This is a genomic window from Weizmannia agrestimuris, assembly GCF_943193165.1.
Taxonomy (GTDB): domain Bacteria; phylum Bacillota; class Bacilli; order Bacillales; family Bacillaceae_C; genus Weizmannia; species Weizmannia faecalis.
Map to the genome: position 1 here is coordinate 1 of NZ_CALPDC010000019.1, position 20,519 is coordinate 20,519.

Here is a 20,519-nt window from a genome sequence, read left to right on the forward strand (position 1 = left end):
GAAGCTGCCGAATTCCTATTTTGACCGCGGGTATAAGAAGGGGAAAGAGGAAGGCAGAGAAGAAGGAAGGGAAGAAGAAAGAAAAGAATTGCTACAAACGATTCCAATTGCCATCAAAATGTTGCAGGAGGGTATGGAGCTTCAATTAATTGTGGAAAAAACTGGCCTGAGCCAGAGAGAAGTGGAAAAAATAAAACAACAATTGGAGCATTCATAAGATGGAAGTCAGGCTGCCTGGTGTGGATGGAAAAGAAGTTGTCCTGGACTTGCCAAATTCTTACTTTGACCGCGGGTATAAGAAGGGGAAAGAGGAAGGCAGAGAAAAAGAAAGAGAACGATTGATTATCAATTTTCTAAAAAATCAAGTGGATGTGAAGGTCATTGCCCAGGGATCCGGCTTGAGTGAAGACGAGATCATGAAGATCAAAAGGCAGATAGAAGGGGAAAAGCCTTGAACCCGAGTTATGACGAGGCAGAGCAAGTATTGAAGCTGCCGAATTCCTATTTTGACCGCGGGTATAAGAAGGGGAAAGAGGAAGGAATTGAAATAGGAGTAGAGAAGGGAAGAGAAGAAGAGAGAAAAGAAATGTTACAAACGATTCCAATTGCCATCAAAATGTTGCAAGAGGGTATGGAGCTTCAATTAATTGTGGAAAAAACTGGCCTGAGCCAGAGAGAAGTGGAAAAAATAAAACAGCAACTGGAAAATTTATAAGTAAAAAAAGATTTTCACCGGACATCTGTTTGCCGGTGCTTTTTATATGGCCAAACTTTCTAAAAATACAGCTGTTAAAATTTCGTGCAAAATGTATTATAATTTTAAATAGAATAAAAAAGGGGTGAGGAAATGGAGGAAAGTGTTACAAAGGCAGTTCAGGATTACTATCCCGATTCATTTGCAACTTGTTACGGCTGCGGGCGGCTGAATGAAAAAGGCCATCATTTTCGCACGGGCTGGCTGGGGGACAAAACCATCACGATTTATACGCCGCTTCCTGAATATATGGGGGGGGATCCCGGGGTTTGCCTACGGAGGGATCGTAGCATCGCTGATTGACTGCCATAGCGCCGGTTCCGCATCGCTGTATGTGCTCCGGAAAAACGGCAACGAACTTGGCGACGGGACAGAGCCGCCGCGGTTTGTAACCGGCACATTAAAAGTGGAATATAAACACCCTACCCCGCTTGGTGTGCCGCTTAAGGCAATAGGAACCGTTACCGAGATCCATCCCAAAAAGTACCGGATCAACACAGAAGTATTTGCGGAAGATAAAGTGGTCGTAACAGGGGAAGTTATCATGGTGATGATGCCGGAAAAATTCAGGGAGAAAGTAAAACAGCAGTAAAGCCTAGCGCGGCATCGGTCCTTGAAAGATGCGCCGGGTAAAAACAATCAAGCAGCATGGAAAGCATCTTCCGGGCAACCGGCACGGATGCGGACCGCCATTTCCACAAGACAGCCAAACAGAATAGAAAGATGGGGAATAGATTGGAAAAAGTTGTCCAGCAGCTTGCAACAGAAGCGCATACACTACGAGCGAAAGGAATCGCGCTTGTTTTATCAGGCGCGGTACTATGGGGTGTATCCGGTACGATTGCGCAATATTTGTTCCAGCATTTGCAAATGGATATGCAATGGCTCACGGTCATGCGGCTGCTTGTATCCGGCCTGCTTTTGCTCGGATTTTGTTACGGAAGAGAAAGAAATCGTGTCACAGGGGTATGGAAAGACCCGGCTTCACGGAGAGATCTGATTTTTTTTGCGGTTTTCGGCATGCTCGGCGTCCAGTACACCTATTTTGCCGCTATCCGGTACGGCAATGCAGCAACAGCAACCATTTTGCAAAGCCTCGAGTGTGTCATTGTGCCGTGTTTTTTGGCCGCCCGATTCAGGAGAATGCCTGGCCGGCGTACGTTATTTGCCGTCTTTCTTGCAGTTGCCGGAACATTTTTGCTTGTCACACACGGCAGTTTTACGACGCTATCCATTTCGGGAAAAGCGCTTTTCTGGGGTATTTTAACGGCTTTTACCGCTGCTTTTTACACACTCCAGCCGATAAAGCTCCTTCACCAATGGGGTGCGGACGTAACCGTCGGCTGGGGGATGCTAATTGGGGGCGCGGTCTTAAGTTTCATTCATCCGCCGTGGCATGCAGCTGGGAACTTTTCTCCGGCCGCGGTGCCGGGGATTGCTTTTGTCATTTTATTTGGAACGCTGGTTGCCTTTCTTTGCTATTTGGAAGGGCTGAAATATTTAAGTGCATCAGAAACAACCGTACTTGCCACAGCAGAGCCGCTTTCCGCCGCATTTTTAACTGTGGTGTGGCTCCATGTTCCGCTCGGTTTTTTTGACTGGGCCGGTGCGCTGATGATTATCAGCACCATTTTCATTTTGGCGTTAAAAGGAAAACATGCATAACACCGCGTGGCGGTCATGATACCAGCTTCAGCCCGACCGCTGCGCCTAAAATCATCGTGATAAAAACAATTCTCCGCCAGTCTCTTGATTCTCCAAAAAATAACATGCCGACAATTGCGCCCCCTGCTGCACCGATTCCTGTCCAGACGGCGTAGGCCGTGCCCATCGGCAATGTCCGCATCGCAAACGACATAAACAAAAAACTTCCGCCGAAAGCAAGCACCATGAGCAGCACAGACTGCAGATTGCGGCGGCGGTTTACCATATTCATGGCGGCCACGCCGAGCATTTCACATAACCCTGCAATGAGTAGAGAAGCCCAAGCCATCAAGAATCCGCCTCCCCGCTGCTTTTTTCATTTTCCGCAATCCTTAAGCCGATAATGCCCGCCAGCAGAATGAAAATCAAAACAATTTTTATGAAACTGAACGGCTCGCCGAAAAATACGATTCCGGAAAAAACCGTTCCGGCTGTGCCGAGCCCGACAAAAACGGCATACACCGTTCCGACCGGCAAATCCTTGCTTGCCGCAATGAGTGCGTAAAAGCTTGCAGTAATGGCAACCAGCGTGCCCGCCCATTCTAACAAATTATCCGCATGCTTTAGCCCGATGACCCAAAAGACTTCGAAAAAAGCACCAACAAGAACAATGAGCCAGGACTTGTTCATTTCAAACACCTCCATAAAAAATCCCGGCGAGCTGCACAAAAAGCATCCCCCGGGTTGCATGGCAAAAACGTGATCCTTCATCTAACCTTTTTGTCAGCCGAAAAGAAACGCGTGTACATAATCATATGTATTTTTGGCAAGCAGCAAAAATGTGACGGCGATAAACAGCGCGCGCACATAGCCGCTCCCCTTTTTGATCGCGAACCGCGAGCCGATGATGGAGCCGGCGATTTGCCCAAGGCCCATCGGAATCCCGTAGGCATAATGAACCTGCCCTAAAAAAATAAACATAAGGAGGGCCGAGATATTGCTGCCAAAATTTAAAAACTTCGCGTTTCCGGCTGCTTTTAAAAAGTCAAACCCGATCATGAGGTAGGCAAACATTAAAAAGGAACCGGTGCCCGGGCCGAGAAATCCGTCGTAAAAACCGATCAGAAAAATGAGTGCCGTAAACAAAATCAGCCGGCGGACGGATAACTTTTTATACGCCATGATTTTTCCCCAGTCTTTCTTCGTCACCGTATAGATGCCGACTGCGGCAAGCATGATCAGCATCAATGGTTTTAACACATCCGGATCCATGAGATGGACGGTGTAAGCGCCGAGCATCGAACCGAAAAAGGTGAGCGGAAACATTTTATAAATGGAAGATAAATCAAGTTTCCCGGAACGATAAAATACAAATGTGCTTGTAAATGACCCCATTGTCCCCGCGAGTTTGTTGGTAGCAACCGCTGCAGACGGCGAAAGCCCAGTAAACAGCAGGGCAGGCAGGGCAATCAGGCCGCCCCCGCCGACAACAGAATCAATAAAAGCTGCACAAAACCCAAAACCAACTAACAGTGCCAACATGGATGGATCGAGCCCGAATATCATAAAATCAGCCTTCCTTTTTTATCACTGTTGTTATCGTAGCGAAAAATTTAAAAATTGTAAATATCTTTCCGCTCTGGGCATGTGCAAAATTTTTCCAACGGAATGAATAAGGGACTTCCGTGTGCTTTACTATTATGCATTATGCTGTCCGTATCAGCAGATAAATAAAGTATGGTGCGCCGAGGATTGAAATGACAATCCCGACCGGCAGTTCCATGGAAGGTATCACGACTCTCCCGACTGTATCAGCCAAAAGCAAAATGTTTGCCCCAATCAGCGCCGTTAAGGGCAGGGAAAATTCATGTTTTGTCCCCATAATCCCGCGGGCAATGTGGGGCGCAATCAGGCCGAGAAACGTAATCCCGCCCCCGACCGCTACACAGCATCCGGCCAGCCCGACCGCGGTCCCGAGAAGTTTCAGTCTTTCTTTTTCAAGCGGCACCCCGAGCCCTGTGATGACCGGCTCATCCAGACGCATAATATTCAAGTAACGGGCTTTGTATATAGCAAATGGGAGCAGAACAACCAGCCAGGCCAAAGTGACAAGGACATAATCCCAGTTTGTTGCCCAAATGCTTCCGGATATCCAGGTCAGCGTTTTTGTAAAATCTTGGGGATCCATTTTCATTTGCAGGACTGTTGTTGCCGCATTAAAAGCCGCATTTAATCCAATACCTGTTAGAACGAGACGACCGGGCGCCACGCTTCCGCCTTTTTTGGCAAGCAAATAGACGAGGATCGCCGAAAGAAAGGCGCCGGTTAATGCGAAAAACGGCATGACAAAAATAGAAACTACCCCGGCAAGAAAGGCCGTGCCTTTAAAAAAGAATGTATATAATACAACGGAAAAGCTTGCCCCTGCATTCACGCCGATAATGCCGGGATCTGCAAGCGGGTTTCTGGAAATGCTCTGGAGAATGCCGCCTGAAACGGCAATTCCGGCGCCAATCAGCATCGCGAGCACGATCCGGGGCAGACGGAATTCAAACAAGGTCATCCGCTGGTTGCCAACATCACTGCCGAAAAAGGCAGACCATATTTGCGGAAACGGAATGTTCATCGTGCCCGTCCGGATGCTGGCAAAAAAGAGGACGATCAGCAAAACAAGTAGGATAGTGCAAAGCATGCTGAATTTCCGTTTGTCGGTTGCAAGCCGTTTTTCCACTACAATCCGCCCCCTTCTCTTCGTGCCAAATAGAGAAAGAATGGGACGCCGATGATGGCGGTTACTGCGCCTACTGGTGTTTCAAAAGGGGCATTGATCATTTTTGCAGCATCATCGGCAATGATCAACAAAAGGGCGCCCAGAATCGCTGAACAAGGGATGATCAAACTATAATCCGATCCGACAAGGAAGCGGGTAATGTGCGGGATGACCAATCCGACAAACCCGATCATCCCGGCAATGGATACAGCCGCCCCTGTCAGCAAAAGAACGGCCACAATGCCTGCGATATAAACAAATACCGTATTTTGGCCGAGTCCTTTTGCGATTTCCTCCCCGAGGCTTAAAATGGTGACGGCGCGCGAGATGGCAATGGCGATAATCACACCGGCAATGATGGCCGGAATGACATACTTGAGCTGGCTGGATTGCACACCGCTCACGCCGCCTGCATACCAGTAGCTCAAATCTTTTGATATGTTGAAACGAAGCCCGATCGCCGTAGATAAGGCGCTAAGCAGAGAAGTAACGGCTGATCCGGCAAGCGCCAGCTTCACAGTGGTGTTCCCGCCTCTGGATAAAGCTGTGATTAAAAAAACGAGGGCCGCCCCCAAACCGGCTCCGGCAAAAGATATGAAAATCAGGCTCTTGTAAGAAATGCCCGGAAAAAAAGCATAGGCAATCGCCATAAGAAAAAGGGATCCCGAGGTTACCCCCAAAATAGACGGGGATGCGAGCGGATTTCGCGTCATTCCCTGCATGACCGAACCGGAAACGGCCAGCCCGGCACCGACGCATAAAGCGGCAATGGCACGCGGCAGCCGCAATTCATGGATGACGACATGGGCCGGGTTGTTTGCATCATAAAAAAACAAACTTTTCCATACAGTTGTATAGCCGACATTCGATGCACCCAATTGAATGGAACCCGCGACGGCAAGTATGATAAAAATCCACCCGAAGCCGAGGATAAAATAAGCCAGTCGTTTTTTATACGGTTGATCCTGCACGCGGTGTGCCGCTTTACTTGTGTGCGCTTTTGCCATCCCTGACTTCCTTCCTTCTATTTCGATACGGTTAAAAATTTATGATTCAAAAAGAAAAAAGATTGACAGAATGAAAAATTTTCGCTTTAATTGATGTTGATAATCATTATCATTTATCTGTCTACAATATTTTAACATAATGCCAGGGGGATGAAAATGTCTTACAATCTAAAATTAAAAAAGATTTTCCAAATATGCGGGATTGTCTTTCTGTCCGTTGCCCTTGCTGCCTGCGGGAACAGCCAGTCCGGAAATGGAAACGGAAACAAGCCTGCCGGCGGTTCAAAAACCCGGACGGTAACAGACGTGATGGGGCATAAAGTAAAAGTGCCGGCTCATCCGAAACGCGTCATTGCGACTTATTTGGAAGACCATCTTGTTGCACTCGGGGTGAAGCCTGTCGCACAATGGAGTGTCAGCAACGGCATTCAGGAATATTTGCAGGACGATTTACTGAAAGGGGTACCGGCTATTTCTTACGACCTGCCTTATGAACAAGTGCAAAAATTCAAGCCGGATTTAATCCTGATTGACGATGCCAGTATGGTGGAAGGCGGGAAGTATGAACAATACAGCAAAATCGCTCCGACCTTTGTCGTAAGCAAAAAGCAAAACAGTGACTGGAGAAAAGAACTGCTTACTGTTGGGAAAGTGTTGAACAAGGAAGCAAAGGCAAAACAAGTGCTCGCAGATTATGAAAAAACAGCCAAGAAAGCAAAAGCACAACTGGCGAAAAACGGAAAAGCGCCTTCTGCTGCTGCAATCTGGCTTGTGAACAATAAATTTTTTATCGTATCGAAAAATGTATCAAGTGGGGACGTCCTGTACAATGATTTAGGTTTGAAGGTGCCGGCTGTTGTAAATGAAATTTCTGCAAAAGCAACCAGCAACTGGAATGCTATTTCGCTTGAAAAATTAACCGAGCTGGATGCAGACTATATTTTTTTGATTAACAGCGATAAAACCCACGCAACAGAGCTGGACAATGCATTATGGAAAAGCATTCCTGCCGTCAAGAAACACCATGTAGCTGAATTTTCTGCTGATACCGGCTGGCTTTACTCTGGCGCGATTGCAAACAAAGAGATGATCCGGGATGTATTAAAAACGATCAAATAATCCTTTTCGCGGCCTGCCGTCCATGTTGCATGGACGGCTTTGGCTGCGGGAAGAACATATTGATGTTTCCAAACCCGGCATCATGCGGATACGGGGGAAGAACACCCTTATTCCAACTGGAAAGGCCCAAAAAAGGAGAGCCTTTCCTCCGAAAAAAATTTGCAAAATTTCAAAAGTACAGGAAGGGCAGCAGGAAATGCTTAAATTGCGGAAAAACCTGGAGATTGCCGGTGAAAAATCGATTTGACACCTATTTGGAAACCTTATAGAATGAAATTGATATTAAGAATCATTTTCATTTAATGCCAGATTCATAGGAGGAACTGAGATGCCAAAGCTTTGTGCAGAAAATTTAAAAGTTGCCTATGGAGATCATGAAATTATTAAAAACTTAAATTTAAATATACCAGCCGGAAAAATGACGGCGATCATCGGCCCGAACGGATGCGGCAAATCCACTTTGCTGAAGGCATTGGCGCGCATTCTCTTTCCGAAAAACGGGTCCGTTTATTTGGATGGAAAAGAACTGGCAAGACAATCAACAAAGAAAATTGCGCAAAAGCTTGCGATTTTGCCCCAGTCTCCGAGTGTGCCGGAAGGACTGACGGTTTCGGAACTTGTATCTTATGGCAGGTACCCGCACCAAAAAAGGTTTGGAAAGCTGAATCGTGAAGATTGGAAAGCCATTCACCGGGCCCTTGAAATGACCGGGACGGAAGAATTGAAAGACCGTCCTGTGGATGCGCTTTCGGGCGGGCAACGGCAGCGGGTCTGGATTGCGCTCGCACTTGCGCAGGATACCGAAATGATTTTACTGGATGAGCCGACAACCTATCTGGACCTGTCCCATCAGCTGGAAGTGCTGGAACTCTTGCAGGAGCTGAACAGAATGGAGCACCGCACGATCGTGATGGTGCTGCACGATTTAAACCAGGCCGCCCGTTTTGCGGACCATATCGTTGCCATGAAAGATGGCGAAATCCTTTACGAGGGCAGCCCCGAAGCTGTGGTGACAGCGGAAATGATGCGGGAATGTTTCGGATTGGATGCCCAAATTGCGCTTGATCCGAGGTGCAAAAAACCGGTTTGCCTTTCCTATGATTTGATTAAACCGTATAAAGAAGTACGCGCACAAATGGCGTAGCCACTTTTTTTATGAGCGGGATTGGAGGATCTTGGCATTGGACCATGAAATCTACGATGTAACCATTATTGGCGGCGGGCCGATTGGCTTGTTTACGGCGTTTTACAGCGGCATGCGAAAATTAAAGACGAAAGTGCTGGAATCTAGCGGCCAGCTGGGCGGAAAAATCACGATGTTTTATCCGGAAAAAACATTGCGGGATATTGGCGGGATCCGGAAAATAACAGGCGGGGATCTTGTTAAGGAACTGATCCGGCAGGCGGAAACTTTTTCGCCAACGATCCTTTTTCATCAGCATGTATCCGGATTACAGCGGCGCCCGGACGGTATCTTTATGTTAAGTACGGAAAATGGCGGCCTTCACTTGACCAAAACGGTTATCCTCACTGTCGGGGCGGGCATTTTTAAACCGATTAAGCTTGATATTCCGGGGGCAGAGCGCTATGAATCCGGCAATCTCCATTATGCCGTTGATGACTTGAATCGTTTCCGCAACAAGCGGGTGCTGATTTCTGGCGGCGGGAATGCGGCAGTCGACTGGGCAAACGAACTGGCCGGGATCGCCGAAAGCATTACGATCGTCCACAGGCGGGAAGCATTCAGCGGGCATGAATACGATGTGTCCGAAATGGTGAAAAATGCACGCCTTTTTACCCCTTACTGCATTTCAGCTCTGCACGGGACTGGTAATAGGATCGAACGCGTTGCGGTGAAACAGGTCGGGACGGGCGAAGAAATATGGCTTGAAGCCGATGAAGTTGTCGTGAACCACGGCATTCAGGGTGATTATGGCGGCATTTTAAACTGGGGTCTTAAAATGAAAGACGAGCGGATCGAGGTCAATGGCGCGATGGAAACGAATATACCCGGGATCTTCGCGGCAGGGGATGCGGCAATTTACCCGCACAAATTAAAATTGATTGCCGGGGGGTTTGCGGAAGGCCCGGTTGCTTTAAACAGCGCCGTCCGCTATATGTGCCCGGATGCAGAACCGATGGCCATGTATTCTACGCACCACGAAGATTTTGTAGATAAAAACGGCCGCGAAAAAGAACCACAGGCACGCTGAAAAAGCTCCGAACAAATCATAAGGGCGTTGAGATGTGTCTCAGCGTCTTTTTTGTGTGCACTGAAAAGCAGCAAAATGCGCATCCGCTCCTTTCTGTCCGCACATGGCGGTAATTACAGGGAAACGGCGGATATCATGACCCGCCGTCTGTTCATGCGCTGCGCTTGTTATTTTTAAATTCGCACCGCACCACTAAAAGGGTTGCGTAAGATTGTATTTCCTTTTTGTGTTTTTTCAGGTCTTCAAAGTCATGAAGCGGAGGGGCCGGGGCAGAATCATCTTTTGAAAAACCAATGGCTCCTAAAATCTTTTTGCCGCTTGCCGATTCCGCGCTGTCAACGCCGCTCAAGGAAAACGCGTTGATGTCTTTATCCCCTGCTGCCGGGAAAGTTTTAAATGTGCTGAAAGTGGTATTGCCTTTACCCGTATAGATGCCTTCGATGACCTTATAACGTTTGCTGTTTTCGCTTACCGGAGAGGCTGTGAACATAATTGTCCCTTTCTTCCCCGCTTCCCCTTCTAGTTCAAAAAGATGGTCATTCACCAATTTTCCGTATTTGTATTCTTCCAGCCAGATTCTAACGGATTTATACTTGTTAGGGTCGACACGGTATTGATAAAGAAAAGAGTTGTCCGTTGAAGCGTGTAAAATGGCTTCTTCATTTGCCGTTAGTTTTGCCGGTTTAAATGTGTTGGCATTGGCAGGCTTCCCGCTTTTCCCAAGCAGATTCCATCCGGTGAGAACACAGAGCAACAGCAGGGCCAAGCATGCAAACAAAACTTTTTTCATAAAACACCTCCCTAGCTTATTTTATCATTAAAATTGAAATGTTTTAAATACTTTTTGGAAAAGAAAACGCCGCTCATACGGATGTTTTTACGATCAGCGGTTTGTCGGCTATATAAGTTGGGCTTAACATTCCTGCTCCTTATGCGTTGCCAAAAGCCATATCTAACCTTGAATTTTGACGAGAAAAATCTATGTACGGTTTGCTGAATAAGCAAAATTCATAGATGTGGGCAAGGATGCTGACAGCTTAGGAAAAAATTTAAATGCAAGGGTTTTATGAAAGACCCATGAAAAAGTTGATCCAACGTATAGAGAAGACAGAATCGCATTTTCGCAGATGGATTCTTCTAGATCTTGCTGACAAATTGGGTACAAACGCAGAATTGGATCCGGGGTTCAGCAAACCCTAATATAGACGGGTTCTATGTGAAGGAAGGCCTTCGTTTTTTCGTGCTTTCTTAATGTAGACGCCTTCTATGTGAAGGAACAACGTCATTTTTCTACGCTTTCTTAACATAGACGGGCTCTATGTAAAGGAAGGCATTCGAATTTCCGTGCTTCCTTAACGTAGACGGGTTCTATGTGAAGGAAGGCCTTTGTATTACCGCGCTTTCTTAACGTAGACGGGTTCTATGTGAAGGAGGGTCATCGAATTTCCGTGTTTTCTTAACTTAGACGCGCCCTATGTGAAGGAAGGTCTTCGTTTTTTCGTGCTTTCTTAACGTAGACGAGCTCTATGTAAAGGAGCAACGTCTTTTTTCCATGCTTCCTTAACATAGGGTTTGCTGAATAAGCAAAATTCCTAAATTTGGCAAGGATGCTGACAGCTTAAGCAAAAATTTAATGCAAGGTGCAAGGATTTTATAAAAAATCCAGGGAAAAGCTTGCACCAGAATCGCATTTTCGCAGATGGATTCTTCTAGATCTTGCTGACAAATTGGGTACAAACGTAGAATTGGATTCGTTCAGCAAACCCTATGTTCATTTTATATAGGATGAAATGGAAAAAGAAAGGGTATCCTATTTTTGGAAAAGAACAGAACGGGGTGGAAAGGTGAAACGCATCATCATTATACTGCTCAGTACCGGCATGATGTTGCTTTTGGCCGGGCTTATGGTCTATTTTATTATAAAGCATGATACATTGCGGTGGGGAATTGCGGCCGGCGGGATTGTGTTAAGTGCGCTGCCGCTCGGCTTATTATTTTTAAAACATAACCGGATCAATACGCCCTCGATTATTGGCTGGTATATTTTCGTGATTTGTTCCATCTGCCTCGGTTCGATCGCCGGATTTTACGGGCGTTTTTCGTGGTGGGACACGTCCGTTCACTTTTATAAGGGCATTTTTACAGCTTGTATCGGCGTTACGCTGTATAAAATACTGGTTCCGGAGACGGCAAGGCGGGGCATGTCGCGCTTGATTCCCGCATTGTTTGCCCTCGGGCTTGCGATAACAGGGAGCGTTCTTTGGGAGATGTATGAATTTTTGGGGGATGTAATTGCCTCCCATACGATGCAGCGTGGCGGCAATACCGATACGATGGTGGACTTGCTGGCCGGATTTTTTGGCGGGGTGCTGATTGCGATATATACTGGATTCAGGAAACAAAATGTATAAGAAAGAAAGTGGAAATATGGACCGGAAAATTGTGTTTGGAATCAGCTTGGTTTATGTACTGTGGATGGCCGTTTTATGCGCCATGCAATATACGGCCGGCGCGTCCTGGAAGGCTGCGGTCGCTGCGGGCGGGGTGATCTCGGGCGCAATTCCGCTTATCCTTTCGTGGGTTCCGCGCCTTCGGTTCCACCTGCCCCTTGTCATTTCTTATTTTCTTTTTTTAACCGGCTCCCAATATTTCGGATCGATCCGTGGCTGGTACGGCTTAGGCTGGTGGGACACCTTCCTGCATTTCGTGAGTGGCCTTCTTCTTGGATTTGCCGCGATCGCACTTTATGAACGGCTTGTGCACCGGGATGCGGGCAAGGCGATCTCCGCATGGTTTGTATTTTTATTTGTGCTTGGGTTTGCCGCGCTTGGCGGTGTAATGTGGGAGATCTATGAGTTTTCGGGTGACCAATTTTTTGGCACTACTTTGCAGGGCGGCGGAAACAAGGATACGATGACCGATTTGATTGCAGATGTGCTCGGCGGCCTGGTTGTGGCAACAGGGTCCGGGATACGAACGAAACGAAAGTGAGAAACAAAAACCAGCATGCCGCATGCGTGTGGAGCCCTGTGTTTCTGGACCTTTAAGAATGGTGGAATTTTAAAAAAATCTGCGGTTTTCAAGAAACCGGCGAAATAGAAATGGCTTGAGGAAATAAAGCGGAACCAAAAATCAATGGAAAGCGGATCTGAAAAACCAGCCATTTTCCAAAAACCAATGGAAAATGGCAAAACTGCGGAAAGGTCATCCGGGACATCAGCGAAAAGAACGAAAAAACCGGCATATCAAGAATGCCGGGACATCCCGGCTATACTGTCAGCCGGGATGTTTTTTCAATTATTTTCCCCCACCGGAAAGCTTTTGGTGTATAATTCAACAATGGGCAAGTACGGAAGCATTCGAATTTTTGTTGAAAGTGAGTGATCCCCGTGGGACGCAAATGGAATAATATAAAAGATAAAAAAGCAGCAAGGGATGCCAATACGAGCCGCATTTATGCGAAATTCGGCCGCGAAATCTATGTTGCTGCGAAACAGGGTGTGCCGGATCCGGTGGCAAACAGCGCATTAAAAATGGTGCTCGAGCGTGCCAAAACATACAGCGTGCCGAAAGCGATCATTGACCGCGCGATTGAAAAAGCAAAAGGCGGCGCTGATGAAAACTATGACGAGCTGCGTTATGAAGGCTTCGGCCCGGGCGGCTCGATGATCATTGTCGATACGTTAACGAACAATGTCAACCGGACCGCCTCCGAAGTGCGCGCCGCTTTCGGGAAAAACGGCGGCAATATGGGGGTGAGCGGTTCAGTCGCGTATATGTTTGATAAAACGGCAGTCTTTGGCATTGAAGGGAAAACAGCGGATGAAGTGCTGGAACTTTTGCTTGAAGCTGATATTGATGTCCGCGATGTCTTTGAAGAAGACGGTGCCGTTATTGTTTACGCGGAACCGGACCAGTTTCATGCGGTTCAGGAAGCTTTTGAAAATGCCGGCATTACGGAATTTACCGTTGCCGAACTGACAATGTTGCCGCAAAACGAAGTCACATTACCGGATGAGGACCGGGAGAAATTCGAAAAACTGATTGATGTGCTGGAAGACCTGGAAGATGTCCAGCAAATTTACCATAATGTCAATTTAGATGATTAATTAAGATGGACGGCGGGGTGATCCCGCCTTTTTTTCGTATAAGCAAATTTCTTTGAAAGTAAGGCCCTGGTGTGTGAGCACATTTTCCTGCAAGCACGCGAATTTTGTCACATTACAAAACTCGTATCAATAGACGCAAGAAAACTGAACCGGTATAATAAGAATACAATTTATTGTACATAATAGAGGGGATATTCTGTGAGCGAACATCCGAATATACATGTGGGCGGTCTTCAATTTGAATGGGAATTGGAAAAAGGAAGATTCATTTTCGAAGGGGAGGATGCAGTCCTTTTCTGGATTCCAACCGCGATGCGCGATCTGTTTACTACAATTGAAGAAATATCCGGGGAAGAAGCATCCAATGTTGTCTTTGAAACAGCGGGTTTCCGTCAAGGATTGCTCGTTGCCAACTATTTTAATAGAATCAAAGATTTCGATGTGAAAAAGGCGTCTGAACTCATTACCACTACTTACGCATCAGCGGGCTGGGGAAGAGCCGTGATGAAAGACATGAACTTTGATCAGAAGACATTGACGATTGAGCTGAAAGACAGCTGGGAGCATAAAATCAATGTGGCCCAGGGAAAGAAAACGGGCAGCAATTTTCTGCCTGCCCACTACGCTGGTATTTTTACCGGACTGTTCCATACAAATATATGGTATAAAGTCGTCCGGTATCAGATCGAAGGCCACGACTCCACGATCATTGAGTATTTCCCGTCGGATATCACGGTGTCACATAATATTCACCAGCTGGCGCGGAAAAAAGAAGCTGAGCAGATTATTCAGCTGGAGGCGCTCGTCGAAGATAAGACGCGGGAGCTGAAAGAACTCGTCAAGCAGCTGTCCTCACCGATTATTCCGATTTTAGACGGCATTGTCGTCGTGCCTTTAATCGGGAAATATGACGATGAACGTGCCGAAGAGCTGGTAGAAAAAACATTGAAAAATTTGCCGCAGTACAAAGCAAAGTATTTGGTGCTTGATTTAACGGCACTCGATGTGGAAGACGATCCGCACAGCATCCAGTTTATTGAAAATATCGGAAAAGCATCTTCCTTAATCGGCACGCAAACGATCCTTGTCGGTATATCGCCGTCGATGAGCATGACCATTTCTTCTTCCGGGCTTGATTTCAGCCAGTTTGACTGCTTCCAGACGTTGCAGCACAGCATCCACTATGCGCTCGGACAATTGGGGAGGAAAATACTCTGATTGGCAAGGCCTGAAAAATCTGTTTCAAAAAGCGGGAGATTTGTTTCCCGCTTTTTTTATTTTTTACCGGGAAGATTGAACACAATGCGAGGAAATTCAGCTTATTTTTTCTTGAAATTTTCAAATGATTGTTTATAATGAAATCAACATACTAACCGGTTAGTCAACGGGGAGGGGATGAATCATATGGATTTTGATTACTCACCAAAAGTGAAGGCACTAATTTCGAAGCTTGAGCGTTTTATGGAAGAAAACGTCTATCCGGGTGAAAAGATCTTTGAGGAACAACTGAATGCACAGGAAACACGGTGGGCTGCTGTTCCGCCGATTATGGAAGAATTGAAGGCAAAAGCAAAGCAGGATGGGCTTTGGAATTTGTTTTTGCCGGACAATGAATACGGGGCTGGGCTTTCGAACCTCGAGTATGCCCCGCTTTGCGAAATCATGGGTAGATCCATCATCGCCCCCGAAGTATTCAACTGCAACGCACCCGATACAGGAAATATGGAAGTGCTTGCCCGGTACGGAAGTGATGAGCAGAAGGAAAAATGGCTGAAACCGCTTTTAAACGGCGAGATCCGTTCGTGTTTTTCTATGACAGAGCCGGATGCTGCTTCGAGTGATGCGACCAATATTTCATGCAGTATTGTACGTGACGGTGATGAATATATTGTGAACGGGCGGAAATGGTGGTCATCAGGCGCCGGCGACCCGAGGTGCAAAATTGCGATTGTCATGGGAAAAACCAATCCGGATGCACCGCGGCACGAACAGCAGTCTATGATTCTCGTACCGCTCGATACACCCGGCGTGAAGATTGAGCGGATGCTCCCGGTTTTAGGTTATGATGATGCCCCGCACGGCCATGCGGAAATTACATACGAAAACGTGCGGGTGCCGGCTGAAAATATCATTTGGGGGGAAGGAAAAGGGTTTGCGATTGCGCAAGGGCGGCTTGGGCCGGGCAGAATCCATCACTGTATGCGGCTGATTGGAGCTGCAGAGCGTGCGCTTGAACTTTTATGCAAGCGCATACAAAACCGTGCGCCGTTTGGAAAGCCACTCGCCGAACAGGGTGTCATCCGGCAGTGGGTGGCCGAGTCGCGTATTGAAATCGAGCAGGCACGGCTTCTGACATTGAAAGCAGCGTATAGGATGGACACGGTCGGCAATAAAGTGGCGAGAAAGGAAATTGCAATGATTAAAGCAGTGGCACCGCGGATGGCGCTTGCTGTGATCGACCGTGCCATCCAAGCGTTCGGCGGCGCCGGCGTTTCGGACGATTTTCCGCTCGCCCGGCTGTGGGCCAACGCGCGCACATTGCGGCTTGCAGACGGCCCGGATGAAGTCCACCTCGACCAGATTGCAAGGCTTGAGATAAAACCATACCAGGAAAGGGGATCGGCCGATGAACGTGTTAGAACTGTTTAGTTTAAAAGGAAAAACCGCCATCGTGACAGGCGGCGGTAGGGGGCTCGGTGAACAAATCGCGCGGGCATTTGCGGAAGCGGGGGCGGATGTCGTGCTCTGCTCCAGAAAAAAAGCGGCATGCGAAGAAGCGGCTGCACGCATCGAATCGCTCGGGGTGAGAGCGCTTGCAATGGAGTGTGACATTACAAATCGCACCCAGGTTGATGAAGTAGTCGCGGAAACCGTGAAGCAGTTTGGCAAAATCGACATCCTCGTCAATAATTCCGGCGCAACTTGGGGGGCGCCTGCCGAAGAGATGCCGATTGAGGCATGGGAAAAAGTGATCAGCACGAATGTGACCGGCACTTTCCATATGAGCCAGGCAGCCGGAAAAGTCATGATCAAACAGGGGCACGGCAAGATTATCAATATTGCCTCCATTGCCGGGCTTGGCGGCGTCGATCCGCGCATCATGGACACGATCGGTTACAACACAAGTAAAGGGGCGGTCATCACGTTTACAAAAGATCTCGCTGCCAAATGGGGCAGATACGGCATCAATGTGAATGCGATTGCGCCGGGCTTTTTCCCGACAAAAATGGCCAAAGTCATCATTGAACGCGGCAAAAATCCGATATTGGAAGCAACGCCGCTCGGCCGATTCGGAAATGATCAGGATTTAAAAGGTGCAGCTGTTTTTCTAGCATCCCAAGCTTCGGACTATGTGACAGGGGATGTGCTGCTCGTCGATGGCGGCATGCATGTGCTTTAAAAACCGACATGCCGGACGGTAATCGGTGCCTTATTAAGCCTAGGGAAACAGTCCATTTGGCAATGAAAAACAAGGGGGATTTGGAATGGAAAACAAAGTATGGCATGCTGTCTATACCGATGAGATTCCGAAAGAAATTGAAGTGCCGGATACGCCGCTGTACCAAATACTTGTTACTGCAGCCGAAAAGCACCCGGACCGGACTGACCTCTCTTTTTACGGCAGAAAGACGACCTATGCGGAACTTTACAAAGCATCGCTTGCCTTTGCTTCCGCCCTTCAGAAAAGAGGCGTGCAAAAAGGCAGCAGAGTGGCGATCATGCTGCCGAACTGCCCGCAGTATGTCGTGTCCTATTACGGTGCGCTAATGGCAGGTGCTGTGATTGTCCAGATCAATCCGATGCTTGTCGAACCGGAGATCAGGCATATATTAAATGACTCGGGCGCAGAAACCATCATTGTCCTAGATGATTTGTACCCGAAAGTGCAGGCCGTCCGCCCGGAAACATCCTTGAAAAATGTTGTCACAGCCAGTTTTAAGCCGGCAGCCGGCCCTTTGGATGATGCTGAACCCTTTGAGGCCTTTTTACAGGCAGGCACGGATTACAACCCTCCTGCGCTCGACCCCCGGGAGGATATTGCCGTACTCCAGTATACGGGCGGCACCACTGGCCGGTCAAAGGGTGCGAGGCTGACCCACCGAAACCTTCTTGCCAATCTGGTGCAAACCTATGCATTTTTCAAACCGGTCATGGGGCCGGGAGAAGAACGGATTTTGACCGTTATTCCGCTTTTCCACGTGTTTGGCATGACATGTGCCATGAACTATGTAATCTACACCGGTTCGGAATCGATCATGCTGCCGCGTTTTGATCTTGAAGAAGTTCTCCAGACCATCAAGGAAACGCAGCCAACCTATTTTCCGGGTGTCCCGACGATGTATGTTGCCATCACGAACCACCCGAAAGCGATGGAGTACGGGCTGGATTCCATTAAGACCTGCAACAGCGGGAGTGCACCGATGCCGCTCGGACTTTTGCGCCAGTTTGAAGAAAAAACGGGGGGGCGTCATTGTCGAGGGGTATGGCCTTTCGGAAGCTTCCCCGGTTACACACTGCAATCCGGTTTTCGGAAAACGCAAGCCGGGCAGCATTGGGATCGCGATACCATCAACAGATTATAAAATCGTCGATGTTGCAACCGGCACGGAGGAACTGAAACCGGGCGAAGTGGGCGAACTGATTGTAAAAGGCCCGCAAGTGATGAAAGGGTATTGGAACATGCCGGAAGAAACGGCGGAAGCACTTCGGGATGGCTGGCTGTACACCGGCGATATCGCGAAAATGGATGAGGAAGGGTACGCTTATATTGTTGACCGCAAAAAAGATATGATCATTGCAAGCGGCTATAACGTGTACCCGCGCGATGTCGAGGAGGTGCTGTATGCGCATCCCGCCGTCCAGGAAGCAGTGGTGATCGGTGTGCCGGATCCATACCGGGGTGAGACGGTCAAGGCGTTTGTCGTGTTAAAAGAAGGGCAGAAGATGACGGAAGAAGCACTGAGCGAATATTGCAGCGCCCATCTCGCCCCGTATAAACGCCCGAAGATCATAGAGTTCCGTGATGCGTTACCGAAAACAAATGTCGGGAAAATTTTGCGCCGCAAGCTGCGCGAAGAAGAAAAGAAAGTGCGCGAGTAAGAGCAGAAACGTGAAGCCGGGCATGTGATATAATTTTCTTAATATAGTAATAGATGGAGAGGACCGGCATGAAAGCGAAGATTACGGAACACAGCATACGCTTGTTTGAACAAAAAGGCTTCACGGAGACATCCATTCAGGACATCGTCGACAGCATCGGCGCGACAAAAGGCACGTTTTACTATTATTTTTCCAGCAAAGAACAACTTTTGATGGACATTCATATGGACTATATTACGAAACTTTTGGAAAAACAGAAGGCCATTCTCTCGGAAAACGCATCGTGCAAGGCAAAACTGCATGCGCTTGTCCTGATGCTGCTTGAAAGCATCAAAACGGAAAAAGCAAAAGCCCTGATCTTTTTCCGGGAGATCAAAAATTTAAGCGGTGAAAAGCTCGAACTGATTTTACAAAAACGCGAAGCTTTCCGCCTCGGGGTTGAAAAGCTGATCCGGGAAGGCATTGAGATCGGCGAGTTTGCGGAGCATCTGGACGCGAATCTTACTTCCTTTGCCATTCTCGGCATGGTGAACTGGAGCTACCAGTGGTTTAACCCGGAAGGTCGGAAATCGGCGGCAGAAGTGGCAGAACTGTTCATGGATATCGTCCTGCACGGGATTGAAAAAGCATAGAACCATGCAGCTGTCGTAATGGTGTTGTTTTGAGATCGAGCAAGCGGGCTGAACGGATTGAAAAAGCACATTACGTTACGGCGGCTGTATTTGAGAATGGCTTTGAGAAATAGAGGTTTAGTATCGGAATTATTCATAGCCAGGATCCTGGGATGTGCATCACCTACAGCTTCCGCAATGAGTTTGTATTGAGCGAGCTGCATGGGATGAAAAAGCGCATCACGTTATCGCAGCTGACAGAAAATGGCCTTGTGAAAAGAAGGGATTGCAGCAGCGGATCAATCATGGCCAGGACTTGGAAGGTGCAACACCCTACAGCTTTCGCAATGAGTTTGTATTGAGCGAGCTGCATGGGATGAAAAAGCGCATCACGTTACCGCAGCTGACAGAAAATGGCCTTGTGAAAAGAAGGGGTTACAGCAGCGGATCAATCATGGCCAGGACCTTGCAAGGTTGTAAAACCGTACAACTGCTGTAATGAGATTGTATTGCGGGACTGCACGAAATCGAAAAAGTGCATTACAATGCGGCAGCTGGAATTGGGGACGGCCTTGTGATGAGCAGACTGCACGGGATGAAAAAGCGCATCACATTGCGGCAGCTGTGACAAGAAATGGTCTTGGGAAAAAAAGGGATTGTAGCAACGGATCAATCATGGTCAGGACCTTGCAAGGTTGTAAATCTACAGCTACCGTAATGGTGTTCAAGCAAAAGGGAGGGATTTTTTTGCATGAATTGAAATTACGGACACGCTTTTGCGAAACAGATGCTATCGGACATATTAACAACACCAGTTACTTCATCTACTTGGAAGATGCCCGTTTGAAATTTTTTGAAAGCATTGGTGCAAGCGTAGAAATAAAAGATTTCAATATTATTTTAGCTTCAGTAAAATGCGATTTTGTCAGCCAGGCGTTTTATAATGAAGAACTCACGATCAGGACCGGTGTGGCAAAGCTCGGCAATACGAGCTGTGAACTGGCTCATGAAATTCTGGATGCAGAAACCGGCCGCATGATCGCAAGGGGGAAAGCGGTTGTCGTTTTTTTTTGACTTTGATAAGCAGCAATCCCGCCCGATTCCAGATGACATAAGGGGCATCCTGGAAAAGCATTTGCAGACGGCGATGTGAAAAACGATCTGCCTATTACGGGATACAAGGGGGAGAGGA

21 protein-coding genes and 3 pseudogenes are annotated in these 20,519 nt (G+C 47.7%); 18 read left to right on the forward strand and 6 right to left on the reverse strand.

Going from position 1 to position 20,519, the window contains the following annotated elements:
- From NFR98_RS08930 to NFR98_RS08950, 5 genes and pseudogenes are all read left to right on the forward strand, one after another.
- A partial coding sequence (locus NFR98_RS08930; protein ID WP_496197721.1) for an Rpn/YhgA-type helix-turn-helix domain-containing protein occupies window positions 1-217 on the forward strand: 217 nt, incomplete at its 5' end.
- 1 nt (window position 218) lies between these two features.
- Window positions 219-455: a hypothetical protein gene (locus NFR98_RS08935; RefSeq protein ID WP_014096385.1), complete on the forward strand. Its 237-nt coding sequence runs from the start codon at window positions 219-221 to the stop codon at window positions 453-455.
- Window positions 452-715, forward strand: a complete 264-nt coding sequence (locus tag NFR98_RS08940; protein WP_014096384.1) for an Rpn/YhgA-type helix-turn-helix domain-containing protein — start codon at window positions 452-454, stop codon at window positions 713-715. Before NFR98_RS08935 ends, NFR98_RS08940 begins: the two co-directional genes overlap by 4 nt.
- Before the next feature lie 132 nt (window positions 716-847).
- A pseudogene (locus NFR98_RS08945) lies at window positions 848-1,346 on the forward strand (PaaI family thioesterase).
- Window positions 1,347-1,477: 131 nt separating this feature from the next.
- Window positions 1,478-2,419, forward strand: a complete 942-nt coding sequence (locus NFR98_RS08950; protein ID WP_302466713.1) for a DMT family transporter — start codon at window positions 1,478-1,480, stop codon at window positions 2,417-2,419.
- 13 nt (window positions 2,420-2,432) lie between these two features.
- Here the strand turns inward: NFR98_RS08950 and NFR98_RS08955 are convergent, their stop codons facing one another.
- From NFR98_RS08955 to NFR98_RS08975, 5 genes are all read right to left on the reverse strand, one after another.
- Window positions 2,433-2,747: a DMT family transporter gene (locus NFR98_RS08955; RefSeq protein WP_014096381.1), complete on the reverse strand. Its 315-nt coding sequence runs from the start codon at window positions 2,745-2,747 to the stop codon at window positions 2,433-2,435.
- Entirely contained in the window at window positions 2,747-3,088 is a 342-nt protein-coding gene (locus NFR98_RS08960; RefSeq protein ID WP_014096380.1) for a DMT family transporter, read from the reverse strand. Before NFR98_RS08960 ends, NFR98_RS08955 begins: the two co-directional genes overlap by 1 nt.
- 93 nt (window positions 3,089-3,181) lie before the next feature.
- Window positions 3,182-3,964 carry a TSUP family transporter gene (locus NFR98_RS08965; protein ID WP_013858187.1) on the reverse strand — a complete coding sequence of 261 codons (783 nt, stop codon included), beginning with the start codon at window positions 3,962-3,964 and terminating at the stop codon, window positions 3,182-3,184.
- A 139-nt stretch (window positions 3,965-4,103) separates the two neighbouring features.
- On the reverse strand, window positions 4,104-5,129 hold the full coding sequence (locus tag NFR98_RS08970; protein WP_014096379.1) for a FecCD family ABC transporter permease: 1,026 nt from the start codon (window positions 5,127-5,129) through the stop codon (window positions 4,104-4,106).
- Window positions 5,129-6,175 carry a FecCD family ABC transporter permease gene (locus NFR98_RS08975; protein ID WP_014096378.1) on the reverse strand — a complete coding sequence of 349 codons (1,047 nt, stop codon included), beginning with the start codon at window positions 6,173-6,175 and terminating at the stop codon, window positions 5,129-5,131. Before NFR98_RS08975 ends, NFR98_RS08970 begins: the two co-directional genes overlap by 1 nt.
- Before the next feature lie 156 nt (window positions 6,176-6,331).
- On the opposite strand from NFR98_RS08975, the gene NFR98_RS08980 reads away from it, so the two are divergent.
- The 3 genes from NFR98_RS08980 to NFR98_RS08990 all read left to right on the forward strand — a co-directional run bounded on the left by NFR98_RS08980 (window position 6,332) and on the right by NFR98_RS08990 (window position 9,507).
- Window positions 6,332-7,294: an ABC transporter substrate-binding protein gene (locus NFR98_RS08980; RefSeq protein WP_014096377.1), complete on the forward strand. Its 963-nt coding sequence runs from the start codon at window positions 6,332-6,334 to the stop codon at window positions 7,292-7,294.
- Window positions 7,295-7,622: 328 nt separating this feature from the next.
- Entirely contained in the window at window positions 7,623-8,438 is an 816-nt protein-coding gene (locus tag NFR98_RS08985) for an ABC transporter ATP-binding protein (protein ID WP_014096376.1), read from the forward strand.
- A 31-nt stretch (window positions 8,439-8,469) separates the two neighbouring features.
- Complete coding sequence (locus tag NFR98_RS08990; RefSeq protein WP_026685132.1) at window positions 8,470-9,507, forward strand: NAD(P)/FAD-dependent oxidoreductase; 1,038 nt, start codon at window positions 8,470-8,472, stop codon at window positions 9,505-9,507.
- A gap of 151 nt (window positions 9,508-9,658) precedes the next feature.
- Here NFR98_RS08990 and NFR98_RS08995 read toward each other — a convergent pair whose 3' ends face one another.
- Window positions 9,659-10,297 (reverse strand): YgaN family protein, encoded by a 639-nt coding sequence (locus tag NFR98_RS08995; protein WP_017550727.1) that lies wholly within the window; start codon window positions 10,295-10,297, stop codon window positions 9,659-9,661.
- Window positions 10,298-11,351: 1,054 nt separating this feature from the next.
- Between NFR98_RS08995 and NFR98_RS09000 the strand changes: the two genes are divergently transcribed.
- The 10 genes and pseudogenes from NFR98_RS09000 (at window position 11,352) to NFR98_RS09045 (ending at window position 20,480) form a co-directional block, all read left to right on the forward strand.
- Window positions 11,352-11,918 (forward strand): DUF2238 domain-containing protein, encoded by a 567-nt coding sequence (locus NFR98_RS09000; RefSeq protein ID WP_235430871.1) that lies wholly within the window; start codon window positions 11,352-11,354, stop codon window positions 11,916-11,918.
- Window positions 11,911-12,498 (forward strand): DUF2238 domain-containing protein, encoded by a 588-nt coding sequence (locus NFR98_RS09005; RefSeq protein WP_014096372.1) that lies wholly within the window; start codon window positions 11,911-11,913, stop codon window positions 12,496-12,498. The genes NFR98_RS09000 and NFR98_RS09005 overlap by 8 nt, the downstream gene beginning before the upstream one ends.
- A 398-nt stretch (window positions 12,499-12,896) precedes the next feature.
- Entirely contained in the window at window positions 12,897-13,616 is a 720-nt protein-coding gene (locus NFR98_RS09010) for a YebC/PmpR family DNA-binding transcriptional regulator (protein WP_014096371.1), read from the forward strand.
- A gap of 198 nt (window positions 13,617-13,814) precedes the next feature.
- On the forward strand, window positions 13,815-14,834 hold the full coding sequence (locus NFR98_RS09015) for an STAS domain-containing protein (RefSeq protein ID WP_026685134.1): 1,020 nt from the start codon (window positions 13,815-13,817) through the stop codon (window positions 14,832-14,834).
- A 186-nt stretch (window positions 14,835-15,020) separates the two neighbouring features.
- Window positions 15,021-16,265, forward strand: a complete 1,245-nt coding sequence (locus tag NFR98_RS09020; RefSeq protein ID WP_251459979.1) for an acyl-CoA dehydrogenase — start codon at window positions 15,021-15,023, stop codon at window positions 16,263-16,265.
- Window positions 16,243-17,016, forward strand: a complete 774-nt coding sequence (locus NFR98_RS09025; RefSeq protein WP_026685136.1) for an SDR family oxidoreductase — start codon at window positions 16,243-16,245, stop codon at window positions 17,014-17,016. Before NFR98_RS09020 ends, NFR98_RS09025 begins: the two co-directional genes overlap by 23 nt.
- Window positions 17,017-17,101: 85 nt before the next feature.
- Window positions 17,102-18,716: pseudogene (locus NFR98_RS09030) on the forward strand (long-chain-fatty-acid--CoA ligase).
- A 68-nt stretch (window positions 18,717-18,784) separates the two neighbouring features.
- The gene (locus NFR98_RS09035) at window positions 18,785-19,348 is read left to right on the forward strand and encodes a TetR/AcrR family transcriptional regulator (protein ID WP_017550721.1); all 564 of its coding nucleotides are present in this window, start codon (window positions 18,785-18,787) and stop codon (window positions 19,346-19,348) included.
- 265 nt (window positions 19,349-19,613) lie between these two features.
- Complete coding sequence (locus tag NFR98_RS09040; RefSeq protein ID WP_017550720.1) at window positions 19,614-19,826, forward strand: hypothetical protein; 213 nt, start codon at window positions 19,614-19,616, stop codon at window positions 19,824-19,826.
- Between the two features lie 248 nt (window positions 19,827-20,074).
- Window positions 20,075-20,480: pseudogene (locus NFR98_RS09045) on the forward strand (acyl-CoA thioesterase).
- The last annotated feature ends 39 nt before the right edge of the window (window positions 20,481-20,519 follow it).